A 17,562-nucleotide genomic window follows, 5' to 3' on the forward strand; every position below is an offset into this window, starting at 1 on the left:
GCCGCACTCGTTTCTCAGGCCAGTAGTTTCGCGATCTCCGCGGTGACGGCTTGCGGATTCTCCTGGTGCGCATAGTGACCCGCGTCCGGGATCGCCACCAGATGCCGGTTGGGTGACAGTTCCTGCCCGCGCCGGATGCTGCTCGCCAGCACGTAGTGGTCCTGATCGCCGTACAGCGCCAGCACCGGGATCTGGATGGGTTCCCGCATGGTCTCCATGAAACGCGCACCGTCGGGCCGCCATTGGCTGCGGAAGGCCCAGCGCTGATACTCCAGCGCACAGTGCGCCGCGCCCGGAATCCGGATGGCGGTGCGCACCCGCTCGACGGTGTCGGCGAAGTCGGGGGTGGCCGCCCACCGGGCCCCGGCCCGCTTGCGCATGAGCCGTTCCAGCTCCGCCCCACCGTCTTTGGTGAGTAGATTCTCCGGGTACCGCGGCAGCTGGTAGCGCAGGAAGTTCGGCAGCCAGGTCTTGCGCTGCTTCCCGTCCCGCAGCACCGACTGCTTGAGCGCCGCCGGATGCGGTGAGCTCACCACCGCGATGGCCTTCACCACCCGCGGTTGCAGCACCGCGGTGGCCCAGCACACCAGCCCGCCCTCGGCGTGGCCGACCAGCGTGGCCTCGGTGTGCCCGAGCGCGCGGATCAGGCCCGCCACATCACCGGCGAGCGTCCAGCCGTCGTAGCCGCGCGGCGGCTTGTCGGTGTCGCCGTAGCCGCGCAGATCCACTGCCACGGCCCGGAATCCGCGCTCGGCCAGGGCGGTCAGCTGATGCCGCCACGACCACCAGAAGTCGCCGAAGCCGTGCAGCAGCACGACCAGCGGCGTATCCGGATCCGTGAAGACCGTGCCGCCGGCGGGCATGGCTTCGACCACATGGAAGCGAATGCCGTTGGCATGCACGTCCCGATGGGTCCACGGTCCGTCGTAGCGGACGGCGGACGGATCCGGCAGCGAATTCGACGACACGCCGAGGAAGCGTAATCGAAGAGCTAGCTCCGAGACTTGTCGAGCTCGATCGTGGCGTGTGCGGAGCTGTCGCCGTGGCCGCTGAACCCGCTGGGAATCAGCGTCTTCGCTTCCTTCAGCGATTCGATGGTCTTCTCCGGCGCCCGCAGTTTGCGGACCTTCAGATAGCCCAGCAGGCCGAACACCGCCACGGTGACGATCATCAGCAGGAACACGATGAGGAACGCCAGCCAGCGGTACACCCACACGTCCAGCAGCTCGGCCAGGAAGAAGAAAAAGAAGAACGAACTGAACAGCAGCACCGTCAGCGCCGCGATGAAGAAGACGCTGCCCTGCAGCCCCTTCTTGATCTCACCTGTCACCTCGGCCTTGGCCAGCGCCACCTCGGCGCGCACCAGCGTCGACATCTGCTCGGTCGCGTCGCGCACCAGCGTGCCGATGGTCGCCGACTCGTGAGTGTCGACATCGGACAACGGAATCGAGGTGATGGTGCGGGTGCGGCGCCCGTCCTGCCCGTTACCGCCTGTGTAGCTCAATTGCTCGACCCTTCTCCGTCTCTTCGACTCGTCCCGGTGTGCCCGGCTCGGTCACTCTTGTCCCTGCAGTGCCCGCTCGTCACGTCGTGCCTGGTGGGCACGGCCACGACGCAACAGTAGCGCCGAACCTGCCAGGGAAGCCGCCAATGACGTCAGCAACACTGCTGCCTTCGCGAGTTCGACCGCGGAGCCGTCGCCGACGTCCGCCAGTGCGAGTTCTGCCACAAGAAGGCTAACGGTGAAGCCGATCGCGCCTAGTACCGACAGGGCGAACATGTCCCGGTAACCGAGATCCGAGGGTTTCTCGGCCAGCCCGACACGCACTGCGAGCCAGCTGAATCCGAAGATGCCCAGGGTTTTGCCGACCAGCAGGCCCAGAATGATGGCCAGTGACAGGCGGTTCACGAACAGCTCGGAGAACACCTCCGAATTCAAGGGCACACCGGATGCGAACAGCGCGAACAGCGGAACGCAGACGACCGCCGAGATGGGCTGGAAGAAATGCTCGAGATTCGCTGCGGGCACGCAGTGCTCGTCCTCGTCCGGGTCGGGACGCACCCGGGTGAGCAAGCCCAATATGACGCCCGCGAGGGTCGCGTGAATTCCGGCCTCGTGCAAGGCATACCAGGACACCAGGGCGAGCGGCACGTAGACGATCGGATTGCTCCAGCGCAGTTTCTGCGCGCCCGCCCAGCCCGCGAAGCACAGGATGGCGATCAGCAGCCACAGGAATTTCACCGTGGTGGTGAACAGCACCGCGATCAGGATGATGGCGATCAGATCGTCGACCACCGCCAGGCTCAGCAGGAACACGCGGGCGCCGGCCGGAATGCGGGAGCCGGTCATGGCCAGCACAGCGAGCGCGAACGCGATATCGGTGGCGACCGGAATGGCCCAGCCGCGATCCATGCCGTCGACGCCCCAGCCGACGCCGACCGCGATCAAGGCCGGCAGCAGCACCCCACCGGCCGCGGCGATGATCGGCAGTGCGGCGCGTTTGCGATCGGCCAGCTCGCCGACCACAAGCTCGCGTTTGAGTTCGAGCCCGGCGACGAAGAAGAAGATGGCGAGCAGACCGTCCTTGGTCCAATCCGCCAGGGTGAGATCCAGATGCAGCGCCGGAATCGCCAGCTTGGTGTCGACCATGGTCGTGTAGGACGCGCCCCACGGCGAATTCACCCAGATGAGGGCTCCGGCGGCGGCGATGAGAAGCAGTGCGCCACCGAAGGTTTCGGTCCGTAGATAGCGAGATAGCTCGGAGCGGACCTGAGAAAACACGAGGTGCACCTTTCAGCCGGTTCGACAGAACAGCGGCGTGCGCTACCACTCCAGGAAGGGCGGGCACATGCCGCATGCCGACCAGACTTCCCGGCACACCTTTTACGCGATTCTAACGGTTTGCGCCGTACGCCCAGTTCACCGGCACGCGCCAAACACACCAACAGCCCCGCGACCTGGCATCGCGGGGCTATCGATAGGTGAGGGAGCTGTGGTGGCGGGAAAATCGGGCTTTCGCCGCCACCAGAGCTCCTTGATCTTGTGGTTACGCCTTGCCCGCGCGGATGGCTTCGAAGACGTTGGGATCGACCAGGGTGGAGGTGTCGCCGAGTTCGCGGCCTTCGGCGACGTCGCGCAGCAGGCGGCGCATGATTTTGCCGGAGCGGGTCTTGGGCAGTTCGGGGACCACGTGGATCTCGCGGGGACGCGCGATGGGGGAGATCTCGCGGGAGACTTCGGCCTTGAGTTCGGTGACCAGGTCCTCGCCGGTGTCCTTGGCTTCGGCGGTGAGGATCACGAACGCCACGATGCCCTGACCGGTCGTCGCATCGGATGCGCCGACGACCGCGGCTTCGGCGACGCCGGAGTGGCCCACCAGCGCGGATTCGACCTCGGCGGTGGAGATGCGGTGGCCCGAGACGTTCATGACGTCATCGACACGGCCCAGGACCCACAGGTCGCCGTCGGTGTCCAACTTCGCGCCGTCGCCGGCGAAGTACCAGCCCTGCTCGGCGTACTTGGACCAGTAGGTGTCCTTGTATCGCTCGTTGTCGCCCCAGATGCCGCGCAGCATCGACGGCCACGGCTGGTCGAGGACGAGGTAGCCGTTGGCTTCGGTCTCACCGAGGGTGACCGGGTTGCCTTCCTCGTCGACGACTTTGGAGGAGATGCCGGGCAGTGGGGTCATGGCCGCACCCGGTTTGGCGGCGGTGACGCCGGGCAAGGGCGAGATCATGATTGCGCCGGTTTCGGTCTGCCACCAGGTGTCGACGATGGGAGTGGTGTTGGCGCCGATGACTTCCCGGTACCAGCGCCATGCCTCCGGGTTGATCGGCTCACCGACCGAACCCAGCAGTCGCAGGCTCGACAGGTTGTGTGCTTCCGGGATCTCGCGGCCCCACTTCATGAAGGTGCGCACGAGCGTGGGAGCGGTGTAATAGATGCTCACACCGTACTTTTCGATGATTTCCCAGTGCCGGTGCTCGTTCGGGAAGTTCGGGGTGCCCTCGTAGACCACCTGCGTGACCCGGTTCGACAGCGGCCCGTACACGATGTAGGAGTGCCCGGTGACCCAGCCGATGTCGGCGGTGCACCAGTACACGTCCTGGCCCGCCTTGTGGTCGAACACGTAGTGGTGGGTGTAGGAGGTCTGGGTGAGGTAGCCGCCGCTGGTGTGCAGGATGCCCTTGGGCTTACCAGTGGTGCCGGAGGTGTAGAGGATGAACAGCGGGTGCTCGGCGTCGAACGCCTGCGCCTGGTGCTCGGGCGAGGCCAGCGAAACGGTTTCGTCCCACCAGATGTCGCGGCCCTCGGTCCACGGCACGTCGATGCCGGTGCGCCGCACCACGAGCACATGCTCCACGCTCTGCGCGCCGCCATCGGCCGAAAGCGCCTCATCCACAGCGTATTTCAGCGGTGCGGCGGTCCCGCGCCGCCACTGCCCGTCGGTGGTGATGACCAGCTTGGCCTCGGCATCATCCACGCGCTGGCGCAGCGCGCTGGGGGAGAAACCGGCGAAGACCACGGAGTGGGTGAGACCCAGTCGCGCACAGGCGAGCATCGAGACAATGGCCTCGGGGACCATCGGCATGTAGATGGCGACGCGGTCACCCGCGGTCAAGCCCAGTCCGGTCAGGTAGTTGGCGGCACGCGAAACCTCTGCCAGCAGTTCGGCATAGGTGATGTCGCGGGAATCCCCGGGCTCGCCCTCCCAGTGGATGGCGACCTGATCCCCGTGCCCGTCCAGTACGTGCCGGTCGACGCAGTTGTAGGCGACATTCAGCTTGCCGCCCACGAACCACTTGGCGAAAGGCGCGTCGTCCCAGTCCAGCACGCGGGTGAACGGCTCGTCCCAGTGCAGGCGCCCGGCCTGCTCGGCCCAGAACGCCTCCCGATCCACGGCGGCCCGATCGTAGAGAGACGCGTCGCCATTGGCGGCGGCCGCGAACTCAGCGCTCGGTGGATACGCATCCAGGTGATCGGCGGTTTCGGTCATCTCGTCTCTTCTCTCGCTTCTACCGCAGGGGTGACCGCGGCCACGTTCGACACTAACCGACTGTGATCTGCGGCGGGCCTGCCCTGCCCGGTCGGTCCCACTCGGCGGATCGTGACAGGTTTCACGCCGATCCGGCGCGGTCCCCTGACAGCACAGGCCGTGGTCGCTTATGGTCGGCACCTAACCTCGCAGCATTCTCATGACCGAATCGTGAACGACATTCGGGAGCGCCGGTGGAGCACGGGAAACGACTCACCCGATCGGTCCGGGCCGCCGTCGCGCTGGCCGTGGCCGCATTGCTGCTGGCAGGCGTGCTGACAGGCTGCACGATCAAACCGGTGTACGGGGACATGATCGCGGTCAACGGTTCCGAACCGCAGAATCCGCTGGTGCCGTCCAACACCAATGAGAACGGCGGCGGGCGCATCGTGGACCGGCTCTTCGCGGGCCTGCGCTACATCGACGCGAAAGGCGTCCTGCACGACGAGGTCGCGCAATCCATCGAGACCACCGACCAGCAGCACTTCCTCATCCGCTTGAAACCCGGGTGGACGTTCAGCGACGGATCACCGGTCACCGCACGGTCTTTCGTGGACGCCTGGAACTACGGTGCGCTGCTCACCAACGGCCAGCTGCAGAGCTACACGTACGCGCCGATCGCCGGATTCGCCGACGTCCAGGCCGATCCGCCACGCGCACAGACCATGTCGGGGCTGAAGGTGATCGACGACCTCACCTTCACCGTCGATCTGATCGCACCCACCATCGACTTCCGGACCCGGCTCGCGTACGCGCCGTTCTACCCGCTGCCCGCGGTGGCCTTCGAGGACATGGACGCGTTCGGGCAACATCCGATCGGCAACGGGCCCTACCGTTTCGCCGACGGGGACGCCTGGCAGCACGACGTCCAGCTGACCGTCGTGCCCAACGAGCGCTACCAGGGCGGCCGCCCGCCCCGCAACAAGGGCCTGACCTTCGTCTTCTACTCCAACTTCGATTCCGCGTACTCGGATCTGCTCGCGGACAACCTCGATGTGCTCGACACCATCCCCGACAGCGCCGTCTCGGTGTTCCGGGCCGACCTGGGATCCCGGGCCGTGCAGGCGCCGACAGCGCAGAACCAGTGGATCGGATTGCAGCCCAACCTGCCGCACTTCAGCGGCGAGGAAGGCCGCCTGCGCAGTTACGCCATCTCCATGGCCATCGACCGCGCCTCCATCGGGCAGAAGATCTTCCGCGGCACCAGGATTCCCGCCCGCGACTACACCTCCCAGGTGCTCCCCGGCTTCAACGGCAACCTGCCCGGCGCGCAGGTCCTCGACTTCAATCCGGACGAGGCCCGTCGCCTCTGGGCGCGGGCCAATGAAATAGCGCCCTGGAGCGGCAAATTCGAGATCGCCTACAACGCCGACGGCGGCCATCAGGCGTGGATCGACGCTCTGGCCAACAGCATTCGCAACACGCTCGGCATCGAAGCCGTCGGAGCGCCCTTCCCGACCTTCAAACAGCTGCGCGACCAGATCGTGAACCACACCATCGGCAAGGCCTTCCGCTACGGCTGGCAGGGCGACTACCCGACCATGCTGCAATTCCTGGAGCCCGGCTTCCTGTCCACCTCGGAAACCAATGACGTGCAGTACAAGAACCCGGAGTACGACCGGCTCATCGCCGCCGCCGAAGCCGCACCCACCGAACAGGATTCGTGGCGGATCGTGGGCGAGGCCCAGACGCTGCTGCTGCGTGACCTCCCGACGATTCCGATCTTCGACTACATCGCCTCCTCCGGCTACTCCAAACGCGTGGACAACGTCGTCATGACCTGGAACGGGCTGGCCGACTTCGAGAACATCGAGCTGAAATGAGCGAGGTGAGGGCATGGCCTGGTACATAGTGCGGCGGCTGCTGCAGATGATCCCGGTGTTCTTCGGCGCGACCCTGCTCATCTACTACCTGATCTACAAGGTCACCGGCGGCTCGGTGACCGCACTGGCCGGGCAGCGCACGCTCACGCCCGCGCTGGAGGCCCAGCTGAAGGCGAGATACGGTCTCGACCAAGGCTTCTGGGCGCAGTACTGGCACTACCTGAAGGGCATCTTCACCTTCGACCTCGGCACCTCCTACTCCGGGCGGCCGGTGAAAGACGTCCTGGCGCAGGCATTTCCGATCACCTTCCGGCTCGCTCTACTGGCCGTGTTCTTCGAGGCGGTGTTCGGCATCTTCTTCGGTGTGATCGCCGGACTGCGCAAAGGCGGCTGGTTCGACTCCACCATGCTGGTGGCCAGCCTGCTCGTCATCGCCATGCCCATCTTCGTGATCGCGTTCCTGGCGCAATTCCTGTTCGGCGTGAAATGGGGCATCGCACCGGTCACCGTCGGCTCCGACGTGAGCATCCCGCGGCTCATCGTGCCCGCGCTGGTGCTCGCCTCGCTGTCGTTCGCGTACGTGCTGCGGCTGACGCGAAACTCGGTGGCGGAGAACAAGGACGCCGACTACGTGCGCACCGCCACCGCCAAGGGGCTGTCGCGGCGGCGGGTCGTCGTCGTGCACATCCTGCGCAACTCGCTCATCCCCGTGGTCACCTTCGTCGGCGCGGATCTCGGGGCGCTCATGGGCGGGGCCATCGTCACCGAGGGCATCTTCAATATCCCCGGCGTCGGCGGCACCCTCTACCAGGCCGTCGTGCGCGGCGAAGCGCCCACCGTGGTGTCGTTCGTGACCGCGCTGATCGTCGTCTTCCTCATCTCCAACCTCATCGTGGACCTGCTCTACGCCGTACTCGACCCACGGATCCGCTATGCCTGACGAGGAGCGCGGAATGCTCGACAAGGATGCGCCGCACGGGAATCCGCGGCCGGGACAGCAACGCTGGGTCGCCCCGCCCGACGACGTGGAGGTGGTGGCCACCGACCGCGTGGACGTGCACGGCACGCCCGCCGGCTTCTGGGGCTCCGCCTGGCGGGAACTCCGGCGCAAACCACTGTTCCTGGTGTCCGCCGGGATCATCGTGCTGGTCCTGCTGGTGGCGGCCTTCCCGGGACTGTTCACCGGACAGGATCCGCGGTACTGCGCAGTCGATTTCAGCCTCGCCCCGCCCAACCGTGACCACTGGTTCGGCTACGACCTGCAGGGCTGCGACATCTACGCGCGCACCATCTACGGGGCGCGTGCGTCGGTGCTCACCGGTCTCGGTTCGACCGCCATCTTCCTGCTCGTGGGCGGCACGCTCGGAGCGCTCGCGGGATTCTATGGGGGACCGCTGGATTCGATCGTCTCGCGCATCGCCGAGATCGTGTACGCCATCCCGCTCATGCTGGCCGCCATCGTGATCATGCAGCTGGCCACCGACCGGACCATCTGGATGGTCATCCTGATCCTCGCCGCCTTCACCTGGCCGCAGGTGGCGCGCATCGCACGCGGCGCGGTCATCTCCGCCAAGGGCAGCGATTACGTGCCCGCCGCCGAAGCCCTCGGGGTCTCACGACTCCGAATCCTGGTGCGGCACATCATCCCCAATGCCCTCGGGCCCGTGATCGTGGTGACCACCATCTGGCTGGGCGTCTTCATCGTCACCGAGGCGACACTGTCGTTCCTGGGCGTCGGACTGCCGCCCACCGAGGTCTCCTGGGGCGCGGATATCGCTGCGGGACAACGGCAATTGCGGGCCGGATCGCTCATCCTGTTCTATCCGGCGACCGCGCTCGCCCTGACCGTGCTCGGCTTCATCATGCTCGGTGACGCGCTGCGCGACGCGCTCGACCCGAAGGGACGGCGATGACCGCACCACTGCTCGAAATCCAGGACCTGCACGTGACTTTCGGCACGGGGGAGCGGTGCGTGAACGCCGTGCGCGGCGTCGACCTGACCGTGTACCCGGGGCAGACGGTCGCCATCGTCGGCGAATCCGGGTCCGGGAAATCCACCACCGCACACGCCGTGATCGGGCTGCTGCCGGGCAATGGGCGGGTCGCCGGCGGCCGAATCCTGTTCGACGGCAAGGATCTTGCGCACGCCTCGGAATCGGAACTGGTCGCGGTGCGCGGCAATGGCATCGGCTTCGTGCCGCAGGACCCCATGTCCAACCTGGACCCGGTGTGGAAGGTCGGCTTCCAGATCACCGAAACCCTGGTCGCCAATGGCATCGCGCGCGGTGGTGCGGCCAAGCGACGCGCGGCGGAACTGCTCGCAGAGGCCGGTATTCCGGACGCTGAGCGGCGAATCAACCAGTACCCGCACGAATACTCCGGCGGCATGCGCCAGCGCGCCCTCATCGCCATCGGGCTGTCCGCGCGACCCAAACTGCTCATCGCCGACGAACCCACCTCCGCCCTCGACGTCACCGTGCAACGGCAGATCCTCGACCACATCGACGGTCTCACCGCCGAACTCGGCACCGCCGTCCTGCTCATCACCCACGACCTCGGCCTCGCCGCCGAACGCGCCGAACACCTCGTGGTCATGTACCGCGGACGGGTGGTGGAATCCGGTCCGGCACTGGAGATCCTGCGCGACCCGCGACACGAGTACACCCGCCGGCTCGTCGACGCCGCACCCTCGCTCGCCTCGCAGCGACTGTCCGCCGTCCGCACCCGTGAACGCATACGCGAACTCGCCGAGGATGTGGCCGCCGCCGAAGCGCCCGCCTCCGCGCCCGACGACATCCTCGTCGCCGAACACCTCACCAAGCGCTACCGCATTCGCGGCTCGGTCCCGTGGAAGCACACCGAACTCGCCGCCGCGGACGACGTCTCATTCCGCCTGCGCCGCGGCACCACCACCGCCATCGTCGGCGAATCAGGTTCCGGCAAAACCACAGTCGCGCAGATGGTGCTCGGCCTGCTCGCCCCCACCTCCGGCTCGGTCACCTTCAAGGGCCGCGAGGTCGCCGACCTCGCCCGCCACCACCGCATGCCCTTCCGCCGCAGCGTCCAGCCCATCTTCCAGAACCCGTACGGCTCCCTCGACCCCACCTACTCCATCCACCGCACCCTCGCCGAACCCCTGCGCACCCATCGCATCGGCACCCGCGCCGAACAGGACACCCGCGTCCGCGAACTCCTCGAACTGGTCGCCCTGCCCGCCGGCGTCACCGCCCGCTACCCGGGTGAACTGTCCGGCGGCCAGCGCCAGCGCGTCGCCATCGCCCGCGCCCTGGCCCTCGAACCCGAGCTCGTCGTCTGCGACGAAGCCGTCTCCGCCCTGGACGTCCTGGTGCAAGCCCAGATCCTCCAGCTGCTCAACGAACTCCAAGCCGAACTCGGCCTCTCCTACCTGTTCATCACCCACGACCTCGCCGTCGTCCGCCAGATCGCCGACAACGTCGTCGTCATGCAGCAGGGCAAAGTCGTCGAAAGCGCTTCCACCACAGAGGTCTTCGACAACCCGCGATCCGAGTACACCCAGCGCCTCCTCGACGCCATCCCCGGCCGGGACCTCCTGGTGAGCTGAGCGACTCGGACACGCGCGCTCGATCACAGTGCGGCCCCCAGTAACCTGGTCTTTCGTGACCGACCCGCTGCAGCCCCTCGTCGACCTACCCGGCGTCCGCGAAGCCGCCGACAAGGCCCGCGACGCACTCGCCGAAGTGCACCGCCACAAGACGAACCGTCGCGGCTGGCCGACCACCGCCGCCGAAGCAGCCGTCCGCGCCGCCCGCTCCTCGGCCGCCATCGAAGGCGGCACCATCGACCTCCCCGCCGACGGCAATGTCGAGGACCCCATCCTCGCCGGCGCCCTGCGCGTCGGTCAGGCCCTGGACGGCGAAGCCCTCACCAACCTGGTCGCCGTCTGGCAGCGCGCGCCGCTGCAGGCGCTGGCCCGCCTGCATCTCCTGGCCGCCGCCGACATGGTCGAAGACCAGCAACTCCTCGGCCGCCCCCGCAGTGTCCCCGGCGTAGCCGAACGCCTGGACCTGCTCACCCAGACCATCACCACCACCAAGGCGCCCGCGCCCGTGGTCGCGGCCGTCGTGCACGGAGAACTGCTGGCCCTCAAGCCTTTCGGCACCGGCGACGGCATCGTCGCCCGCGCCGCCTCCCGCCTCGTGGCCGTGTCCAGTGGCCTGGACCCGCACAGCCTCGGTGTCCCCGAGGTCTTCTGGCTCCGCCGCCGCCAGGCGTACCTCGACGCCGCCGCCGCGTTCGGCATGGGTACCGCCGAAGGGGTGGGCGGCTGGGTCATCTTCACCTGCGGCGCACTGGAAGACGGCGCCCGCGAAGCCCGCTCCATCGCCGACGCGGCCGCAGGGTAAATACCCATTGACGCCGAAACCGCTTGAAGCACCGAGGTTTCGGCCGACGGGCCGGGACGTTCCGCGCATAAAAGCGGGCGGCGTTGCCGCTATTGCGACCTCACCGCCCGCTAGCACGGACCACCCGGTTACCAAGCGTGCTCATCGGGTTGTGATTTTTCGGCCTCGGCGAGCTCTCCGGGCTTCGTCGGTTCATCCCCGCATCTGGTGCGAGGCTCTCGCCGTCGAAACCGCGGATAACGCAGGCCCACAACACTCGTGCCCTTGTCGCGGCGTGCTCCGCGTGGGTGCCTGGTGTCCGTGCTGGGAAGGTTGGGATGGGAGAACGAACCTTCTCTTCCGATCCGATCTTGGCCTTCCGTCCTTCCGTACAACCCATTGTTACTCTGTGAGCGCCCTCACATCAAGAGCTGCGAAAACATTCAAATATTCGGCGTGTCTCGCGGTTTTGGCCCTCGGGCGTTTCTGGTAGGCGTGCGGTTTGTTTGCTACCGCTTCCGCCGCAGCAGCCGATAACTCAGCGCTCCCGCGGCCACCGCCCCGAGCCCGACCGCCACACTCGCCGCGACCGTCGTGGTCGACGGCGCCGGAATGCGCGCCCACAGCGACACCGGATTCTCGAACGTGAGCACCGGCCACCCGCGCCCCAGCGCCTCCTTGCGCAGCGCCCGATCCGGGTTCACGGCCGTCGGATGCCCGACCGCGCTCAGCATGGGCAGGTCCGTCACCGAATCCGAATAGGCATAGCACCGCGACAGGTCGTAACCCTGTTCCGTGGCAAGCCTTTTCATCGCCTCGACCTTGCCCTCGCCGTAGCAGTAGAACTCGACTTCGCCGGTGTACCTGTTGTTTTCGACCACCATGCGGGTGGCCGCCACATGATCGGCGCCCAGCGCCGCCGCGATCGGCCCCACCACCTCCTCGCCGGAGGCCGACACGATGATCACCTCGTGCCCCCGAATGCGGTGGTCGGCAATGAGATCCGCGGCCTCGGCGTAGATGAGCGGATCCACGATGTCGTGCAACGTCTCGGCCACCACCGAGCGCACCTGTTCGACATCCCATCCGGCGCACATCTTGGTGAGGTGCTCCCGCATGCGCTCCATCTGGTCGTGGTCCGCACCGGAGAGCAGGAACAGGAAGTGGGCGTAGCTGCTCTCCAGCACGGCACGCCTGCTGAGCAGTCCCTGGTCCAGAAACGGCTTGCTGAACACGAAGGCGCTCGACCTGGCGATCACCGTTTTGTCGAGATCGAAGAAGGCGGCGACTCGTCCGCGCTCGGCTGTCACGCAGTCCAGGATAGGTTTCGGCGGCGGCCGGCGGGCATCGCGGCACGTTTGTTCGGGTTTGCCGGCCGGAAGCCGGGACGTGTCAGCGGGAAAAAGACTCGCCCGGTGGACTTGCAATCCTGGCGGGGCTTGGGTGTAGTATCGCAATTACCTGGACATGGTCCAGGCGCGTTCAGCCCGACCCCCCGGGGCTGAACCCGACGGCCCCAGCCTCCTCCCCCCCCGGCTGGGGCCGTCCTCTATTTACGGACAGGTTCGGTCTCTCCCCGCTCGAATGTGGGAGCTGCGCTCATCGAGCGCATGTGAACAGGCACTGTGTTATCCCCAATCGCCGAAGACCCCCTTCCGGCACGTCCTTCGCAGGATCACTCTGACCTGCATGAACTTCGACGCCACCACGGCAGCCCCGGCCCTGGCCGCCATCACCGACGCCCGACTGCGCGAGGAGGTTCGCCGCATCGCGGCCGCCGCCGACCGTCCGCTCGAAGAACACTCCGCACCCCTCGGCCGCCACGCCTGGACAGCGGGCGCCGTCATAATTCTCGACACCCCCGCCGCCCGGCAGTGCATCTCCGGTGATTGCCCGCGCCGCCCGGGAATTCTCCTGATCACCGGCGAGGAGCCGGGTTTGCTCGACTGGCAGACCGCCGCCGAAATCGGCGCCGAACAAGTCCTGCCCCTGCCCGCCGCCGCCGACACCCTCATCGCCGCCTTCACCGCCCACGACCACCGCACCCGAGACGACGGAGTCGTGGTGGCAGTCGCCGGCGCGTCCGGCGGCTCGGGCGCGTCCACCCTGTCCGCCGCCATCGCCATCGCCGCCGCCACCCGCTTCCGCGACCACACCCTCCTGCTCGACGCCGCGCCCTACGGCGGCGGCATCGATCTCCTCCTCGGCATCGAAACCACCCCCGGCCCGCGCTGGCCCGACCTCACCATCGAAACCGGCCGCATCTCCGCCGCCGCCCTGCACGAGGCCCTCCCCGCCCTCGCCGGCGTCTCCGTCCTCTCCTGCGGAAGAGCCTCCACCGCAACGGAACTCACCCCCACCGCGGTCCGCGCGGTCCTCGACGCCACCCGTGCCGCCGGCAACCTCGTGGTCTGCGATCTGTCCACCGAGCGTGCCCCGCACGCCACCCACATCCTCGAAACGGCCGACCTGGTGATCCTCACCGTCCCCGCTCACCTGCGCGCCCTCGCCGCCGCCGAATCCGCCGCCGCCCGCCTCACCGCCCGAAACCCCAACGTCCACCTGATAGTTCGCGGCCCCGCCCCCGGCGGCCTGCGCGCCCGCGAAATCGCCGACGCCCTCCACCTTCCCCTCCTGGCCGCCGTCCGCCCGCAACCCGGCCTCTCCGAACGTCTCGAACGCGGCGGCCTCACCGTCCGCCGCCGCGGTCCCCTCCGCACCGCCGCCGAAGCAGTCCTCGACGCCCTCGTCGAAGTTGACACCACCCGCCCCATCTCCCCGGCCCGCCGCGCGCCCCGCCCGATCCCGCATCGCCCGCAATGGCCCGCCGCCCGCTCCACCGCGCGAATCCCGTTGCGCCCCTCGATGGACACCTGCTCCGACCCCGTGGGTGCGCGATGAACCCGCCGCCGTTCCGAATCCTGTTTCCGCCGGTGCTGTCCGAGTCCGCGACGCGAGCGCACTCCGTTCCGGCGGCCGCCGCCCGCCTTCGTCCTGCCCGGGTGGACCGGGAGCGCCGTGGTCCGATCCGGGGGAGAGGCACGCTCCCGCGCAGTGCCGCCTTGCGAAATCCGCTGTACGCGAGGCGCTTCGGCAGCGTAGGCGGTTCGGGAGGCGGGTTCCGATGAGCGCTCTGGTCACACCCGAGCTGCTGGACCGAGTCCGCGAGCGGCTCGCCGACGATGGCGCCGACACCGATCCGGTGCAGGTGGCGGCTGCCATCCGGACCGAGGCGGGCGGCGTCCTCGGCGACTCCGACCTGCTGCACGCCCTGCGCCTGCTGCAGACGGAACTGACCGGCGCCGGTGTGCTGGAGCCGTTGCTGCGCGATCCGGACGTGGCCGATGTGCTGGTCACCGCGCCGGACGCGGTCTGGGTGGACCGAGGCCACGGCCTGTGCCGCACCGGAATTCGCTTCACCGACGAGGCCGCGGTGCGCCGCTTGGCTCAGCGCCTGGCGCTGTCGGCGGGCCGCCGCCTCGACGATGCGCAACCCTGGGTCGACGGTCGCCTGGTGGGCACCGAAGCCGCACTGGGCAATTCGTCCGGTGTCCGTCTGCATGCCGTCCTCGCGCCTGTATCCCAGGCGGGAACCTGCCTCTCACTGCGGGTGCTCCGCCCAGCCTCGCAGGGCCTGGATGCCCTGGCCGCCTCCAGCGCCATCCCCGCCGACGCGAAGCACCTACTGGAGCAGATCGTCCGAGCCCGCCTGGCCTTCCTGGTCGTGGGCGGCACGGGAGCGGGCAAAACCACGCTGTTGTCGGCACTTCTCGCGAAAGTCCCTGCCGCCGAACGCATCATCTGTGTCGAGGACGCGGCCGAGCTCGCCCCACCCCACCCGCACGTGGTCCGCCTGGTGGCCCGCCCGCCGAATGTCGAAGGCGCGGGGGAGATCACGGTCCGCGACCTGGTCCGCCAAGCCCTCCGCATGCGCCCCGACCGCATCGTCGTGGGCGAGGTCCGAGGCCCCGAGGTCATAGACCTCCTGACCGCCCTCAACACCGGCCACGACGGCGGCGCCGGCACCGTCCACGCCAACTCCCCGCGCGAAGTCCCCGCCCGCCTGGAAGCCCTCGCCGCCCTCGGCGGCATGTCCCGCCCCGCCCTCCACAGCCAGCTGGCCGCCGCCTTCCAGATAGTCCTCCACGTTCACCGCCACCCCGACGGCGCCCGCACCCTCCGCGAAATAGGCGTGGTCACCCGCACCCTCGGCGAAGTCGAAATCTGCCCGGCCTGGACCGCCGATTCCCGCCCCACCCCCGGCGCCTCAACCCTCACCACCTTGCTCGAAGAAAGGACAACCCAATGACCGCCTCGACCCCGATCACCGCTTCGGCCCGGAAGGCCATCGGCCCCGCGAGGCGACCACTTCTCCGGCTCCGCTCCGCGGCCCTCCCGATGATGCAGAGGTGGATTCGACGAGCTGGGCTCCGGTTCCACCGACTACGACGACCCGCCCTCGACCTTGCCGCCAAGCCCACAACCGTCACTGCACCCGATCGAAGGACGTCCCCATGACCACGCCCTCCCACAACCCGGAACCCGGCACTGCGGCCGCGCCGACCGAGCGCACCGTCTGCACCCCCACCGCACGAAACATGCGCCCTCACAAGCAATCCTGGTGGCGGCACAGTCAGCCGCCGGGGCTAGTGCGCCGCTGGCGCCTCCGGTGCGGCACCGCCCCCGCAACGCCCACGGCCAAGCATCACAGTGACGAACCTGCGCCCCCACCACGCTCCGGTCCGCCGTCAGCGGAAGGCTCGGTCGCGTTCACTACTCTCGGGAAAGTTCATGCCGCTGATTCGGTGCCCCCGAATCCTGACGTAGACGTGAGCCCGGCGAAATACGGCGCGATGTCAACCGCGGACCTTCGTGTCGAGCTGCCGGCATCACCTCGACTCGGCCGTGCGAAATATGCTGCGGGCGAGCACGATCCCGTATGCGCGAACTCCACGTCGCACCCCGCCGGTCACTGCCCGCGCTGCGGCGGTATCCACTGCTGCGACGCCGCTCGGCAGATCTGTTCCGAGACGACTTCAGCGGCGGATGCGCCGGCTGATCCGCATTCAGGGGGCGTGGGAGTCGTGAGTCGTGCGAAAGGTGTTGCGAGCCATGCTGTTCCCGGCGGTACGGACTCCACCGCGAGGCCGGCGGAGCCGGTGCCGGTCGCGCGTGTCAGCCTGGCGAAGAGGGGCGAGCGCCCGGTCGCTCCTTTGCGTGCGGGATTCGGCGCGCCTCCGAGCGAGGCCGGTCGGTACCCGGCATCAGGGACGGAGATGCCCACCGAGGTGTGCGATCGCTCCGGTGGATGCTCGTCCGGCTGTGTCGGGGATGCGGGCAGACCGGCGGATTGTTCCTACTGCTGACATCGCGAGTAGAGGCTCGGTAGCCGGATCAGGGGAGGCGGTAGCGACTCCGGAGGGAGGGACGGATGTGGTGAGGCTTGCGGGGGTGGAGGTGGGGCAGGTGGAGGTGGCGCTGGTGTGTTCGGCGCTGGCGCTGACCGTTGCGCCGGAGTCGGCGGCACGGCGGCGATTCGCCCGGTTGTATGACGGCCGGAAGAGCCGGAAACTGCCGATTGCCTGGGTGATTCGGGCCGGTGTCGGTGCGGGACTGGCGGCTTTGTTCGCTGTCGGCGTCGGCCCCTTGGTTGCGGCGTTGCTGGTGGTGGGGACGTTCGTGGTGCGGCGACGCCGGGCGCTGCGGGAGGCGCGGCGGACCGCTGCGTGTGGGCGGTTGCTGGAGGGACTGGAGACGGTCATCGGGGAGCTGCGGGTCGGGGCGCATCCGAGTGCGGCGGCCGAGATCGCGGCACGGGAGACGGGCGGGGAGGTGGGGCGGGTGTTCGCGGTCAGTGCCGCTCGCAGCAGGCTCGGCGGTTCCGGGGCCGATGCGCTGCGTCGGCCGGAAAGTGCTGTGGCGGTGGAACTGTCGCGCATCGCCGAGGCGTGGCAGGTCGCCGAACAGCACGGGCTGGCGCTTGCGGAGCTGCTGTCGGCCGCGCGGGTGGATCTGCTGGGGCGCAGGAGGTTCCGGGATCGGACACATGCGGCGCTGGCGGGTCCACGTGCAACTGCGGCCGTGCTCGCCGGCCTACCGGTGCTGGGGGTCGGGCTGGGCCAGGTGATGGGCGCTGCCCCGATGCATGTTCTGTTCGGTTCTTCGGCCGGCTCGTGGCTGCTCCCGCTGGGATCGAGCCTCGCCTGTGCCGGACTGCTGTGGACCGACGCCACTACCGAGCGAGTCCTGCGGTGAGCGGCGCTCCGGTGCCCGGTTCGCCGGAGGCACAGGTGAATCCGCGGAGGTCCACCGACGTCGGCGCGTCGGCTGGACGTCGAG

The 17,562-nt window shown here is 68.3% G+C and carries 13 protein-coding genes; 8 read left to right on the forward strand and 5 right to left on the reverse strand.

Features of this window, described 5'->3' with window-relative positions:
• Nucleotides 1–14: 14 nt before the first annotated feature.
• The 4 genes from H0264_RS03125 to acs all read right to left on the reverse strand — a co-directional run bounded on the left by H0264_RS03125 (nt 15) and on the right by acs (nt 4,997).
• Nucleotides 15–968: an alpha/beta fold hydrolase gene (locus H0264_RS03125; RefSeq protein WP_181582562.1), complete on the reverse strand. Its 954-nt coding sequence runs from the start codon at nt 966–968 to the stop codon at nt 15–17.
• A gap of 23 nt (nt 969–991) precedes the next feature.
• Nucleotides 992–1,504: a phage holin family protein gene (locus H0264_RS03130; RefSeq protein ID WP_181582563.1), complete on the reverse strand. Its 513-nt coding sequence runs from the start codon at nt 1,502–1,504 to the stop codon at nt 992–994.
• A gap of 51 nt (nt 1,505–1,555) precedes the next feature.
• Entirely contained in the window at nt 1,556–2,782 is a 1,227-nt protein-coding gene (gene nhaA, locus H0264_RS03135) for a Na+/H+ antiporter NhaA (RefSeq protein ID WP_181582564.1), read from the reverse strand.
• 265 nt (nt 2,783–3,047) lie between these two features.
• Complete coding sequence (acs, locus tag H0264_RS03140) at nt 3,048–4,997, reverse strand: acetate--CoA ligase (protein WP_181582565.1); 1,950 nt, start codon at nt 4,995–4,997, stop codon at nt 3,048–3,050.
• A gap of 350 nt (nt 4,998–5,347) precedes the next feature.
• Here acs and H0264_RS03145 point away from each other — a divergent pair, with 350 nt between their 5' ends.
• Genes H0264_RS03145 through H0264_RS03165 form a run of 5 tightly spaced genes read left to right on the forward strand, consistent with a single transcriptional unit; the run spans nt 5,348 to nt 11,244 of the window.
• Nucleotides 5,348–6,859 carry a peptide ABC transporter substrate-binding protein gene (locus H0264_RS03145; protein ID WP_231087214.1) on the forward strand — a complete coding sequence of 504 codons (1,512 nt, stop codon included), beginning with the start codon at nt 5,348–5,350 and terminating at the stop codon, nt 6,857–6,859.
• Between the two features lie 13 nt (nt 6,860–6,872).
• Nucleotides 6,873–7,799 (forward strand): ABC transporter permease, encoded by a 927-nt coding sequence (locus H0264_RS03150; RefSeq protein ID WP_181582566.1) that lies wholly within the window; start codon nt 6,873–6,875, stop codon nt 7,797–7,799.
• Nucleotides 7,792–8,772 (forward strand): ABC transporter permease, encoded by a 981-nt coding sequence (locus H0264_RS03155; RefSeq protein ID WP_181582567.1) that lies wholly within the window; start codon nt 7,792–7,794, stop codon nt 8,770–8,772. Before H0264_RS03150 ends, H0264_RS03155 begins: the two co-directional genes overlap by 8 nt.
• On the forward strand, nt 8,769–10,442 hold the full coding sequence (locus tag H0264_RS03160) for a dipeptide ABC transporter ATP-binding protein (protein WP_181582568.1): 1,674 nt from the start codon (nt 8,769–8,771) through the stop codon (nt 10,440–10,442). Before H0264_RS03155 ends, H0264_RS03160 begins: the two co-directional genes overlap by 4 nt.
• 55 nt (nt 10,443–10,497) lie before the next feature.
• Entirely contained in the window at nt 10,498–11,244 is a 747-nt protein-coding gene (locus H0264_RS03165) for a Fic family protein (protein WP_181582569.1), read from the forward strand.
• Nucleotides 11,245–11,732: 488 nt separating this feature from the next.
• On the opposite strand, the gene H0264_RS03170 is transcribed toward H0264_RS03165, so the two are convergent.
• Nucleotides 11,733–12,542 carry an HAD family hydrolase gene (locus H0264_RS03170; protein ID WP_231087215.1) on the reverse strand — a complete coding sequence of 270 codons (810 nt, stop codon included), beginning with the start codon at nt 12,540–12,542 and terminating at the stop codon, nt 11,733–11,735.
• Between the two features lie 370 nt (nt 12,543–12,912).
• Between H0264_RS03170 and ssd the strand changes: the two genes are divergently transcribed.
• The 3 genes from ssd (at nt 12,913) to H0264_RS03185 (ending at nt 17,478) form a co-directional block, all read left to right on the forward strand.
• Nucleotides 12,913–14,124: a septum site-determining protein Ssd gene (gene ssd / locus H0264_RS03175; protein ID WP_181582570.1), complete on the forward strand. Its 1,212-nt coding sequence runs from the start codon at nt 12,913–12,915 to the stop codon at nt 14,122–14,124.
• 223 nt (nt 14,125–14,347) lie between these two features.
• Nucleotides 14,348–15,532, forward strand: a complete 1,185-nt coding sequence (locus tag H0264_RS03180) for a TadA family conjugal transfer-associated ATPase (RefSeq protein WP_181582571.1) — start codon at nt 14,348–14,350, stop codon at nt 15,530–15,532.
• A gap of 1,124 nt (nt 15,533–16,656) precedes the next feature.
• Nucleotides 16,657–17,478, forward strand: a complete 822-nt coding sequence (locus H0264_RS03185) for a type II secretion system F family protein (RefSeq protein WP_231083910.1) — start codon at nt 16,657–16,659, stop codon at nt 17,476–17,478.
• The last annotated feature ends 84 nt before the right edge of the window (nt 17,479–17,562 follow it).

Source organism: Nocardia huaxiensis (assembly GCF_013744875.1).
Taxonomy (GTDB): Bacteria; Actinomycetota; Actinomycetes; order Mycobacteriales; family Mycobacteriaceae; genus Nocardia; species Nocardia huaxiensis.

Bases quoted from the DNA above. Each gene is read 5' to 3' on its own strand.
- acs (WP_181582565.1), bottom strand. From the start codon at position 4,997: ATGACCGAAACCGCCGATCACCTGGATGCGTATCCACCGAGCGCTGAG.
- H0264_RS03145 (WP_231087214.1), top strand. From the start codon at position 5,348: ATGATCGCGGTCAACGGTTCCGAACCGCAGAATCCGCTGGTGCCGTCC.
- H0264_RS03150 (WP_181582566.1), top strand. From the start codon at position 6,873: ATGGCCTGGTACATAGTGCGGCGGCTGCTGCAGATGATCCCGGTGTTC.
- H0264_RS03155 (WP_181582567.1), top strand. From the start codon at position 7,792: ATGCCTGACGAGGAGCGCGGAATGCTCGACAAGGATGCGCCGCACGGG.
- H0264_RS03160 (WP_181582568.1), top strand. From the start codon at position 8,769: ATGACCGCACCACTGCTCGAAATCCAGGACCTGCACGTGACTTTCGGC.
- ssd (WP_181582570.1), top strand. From the start codon at position 12,913: ATGAACTTCGACGCCACCACGGCAGCCCCGGCCCTGGCCGCCATCACC.
- H0264_RS03180 (WP_181582571.1), top strand. From the start codon at position 14,348: ATGAGCGCTCTGGTCACACCCGAGCTGCTGGACCGAGTCCGCGAGCGG.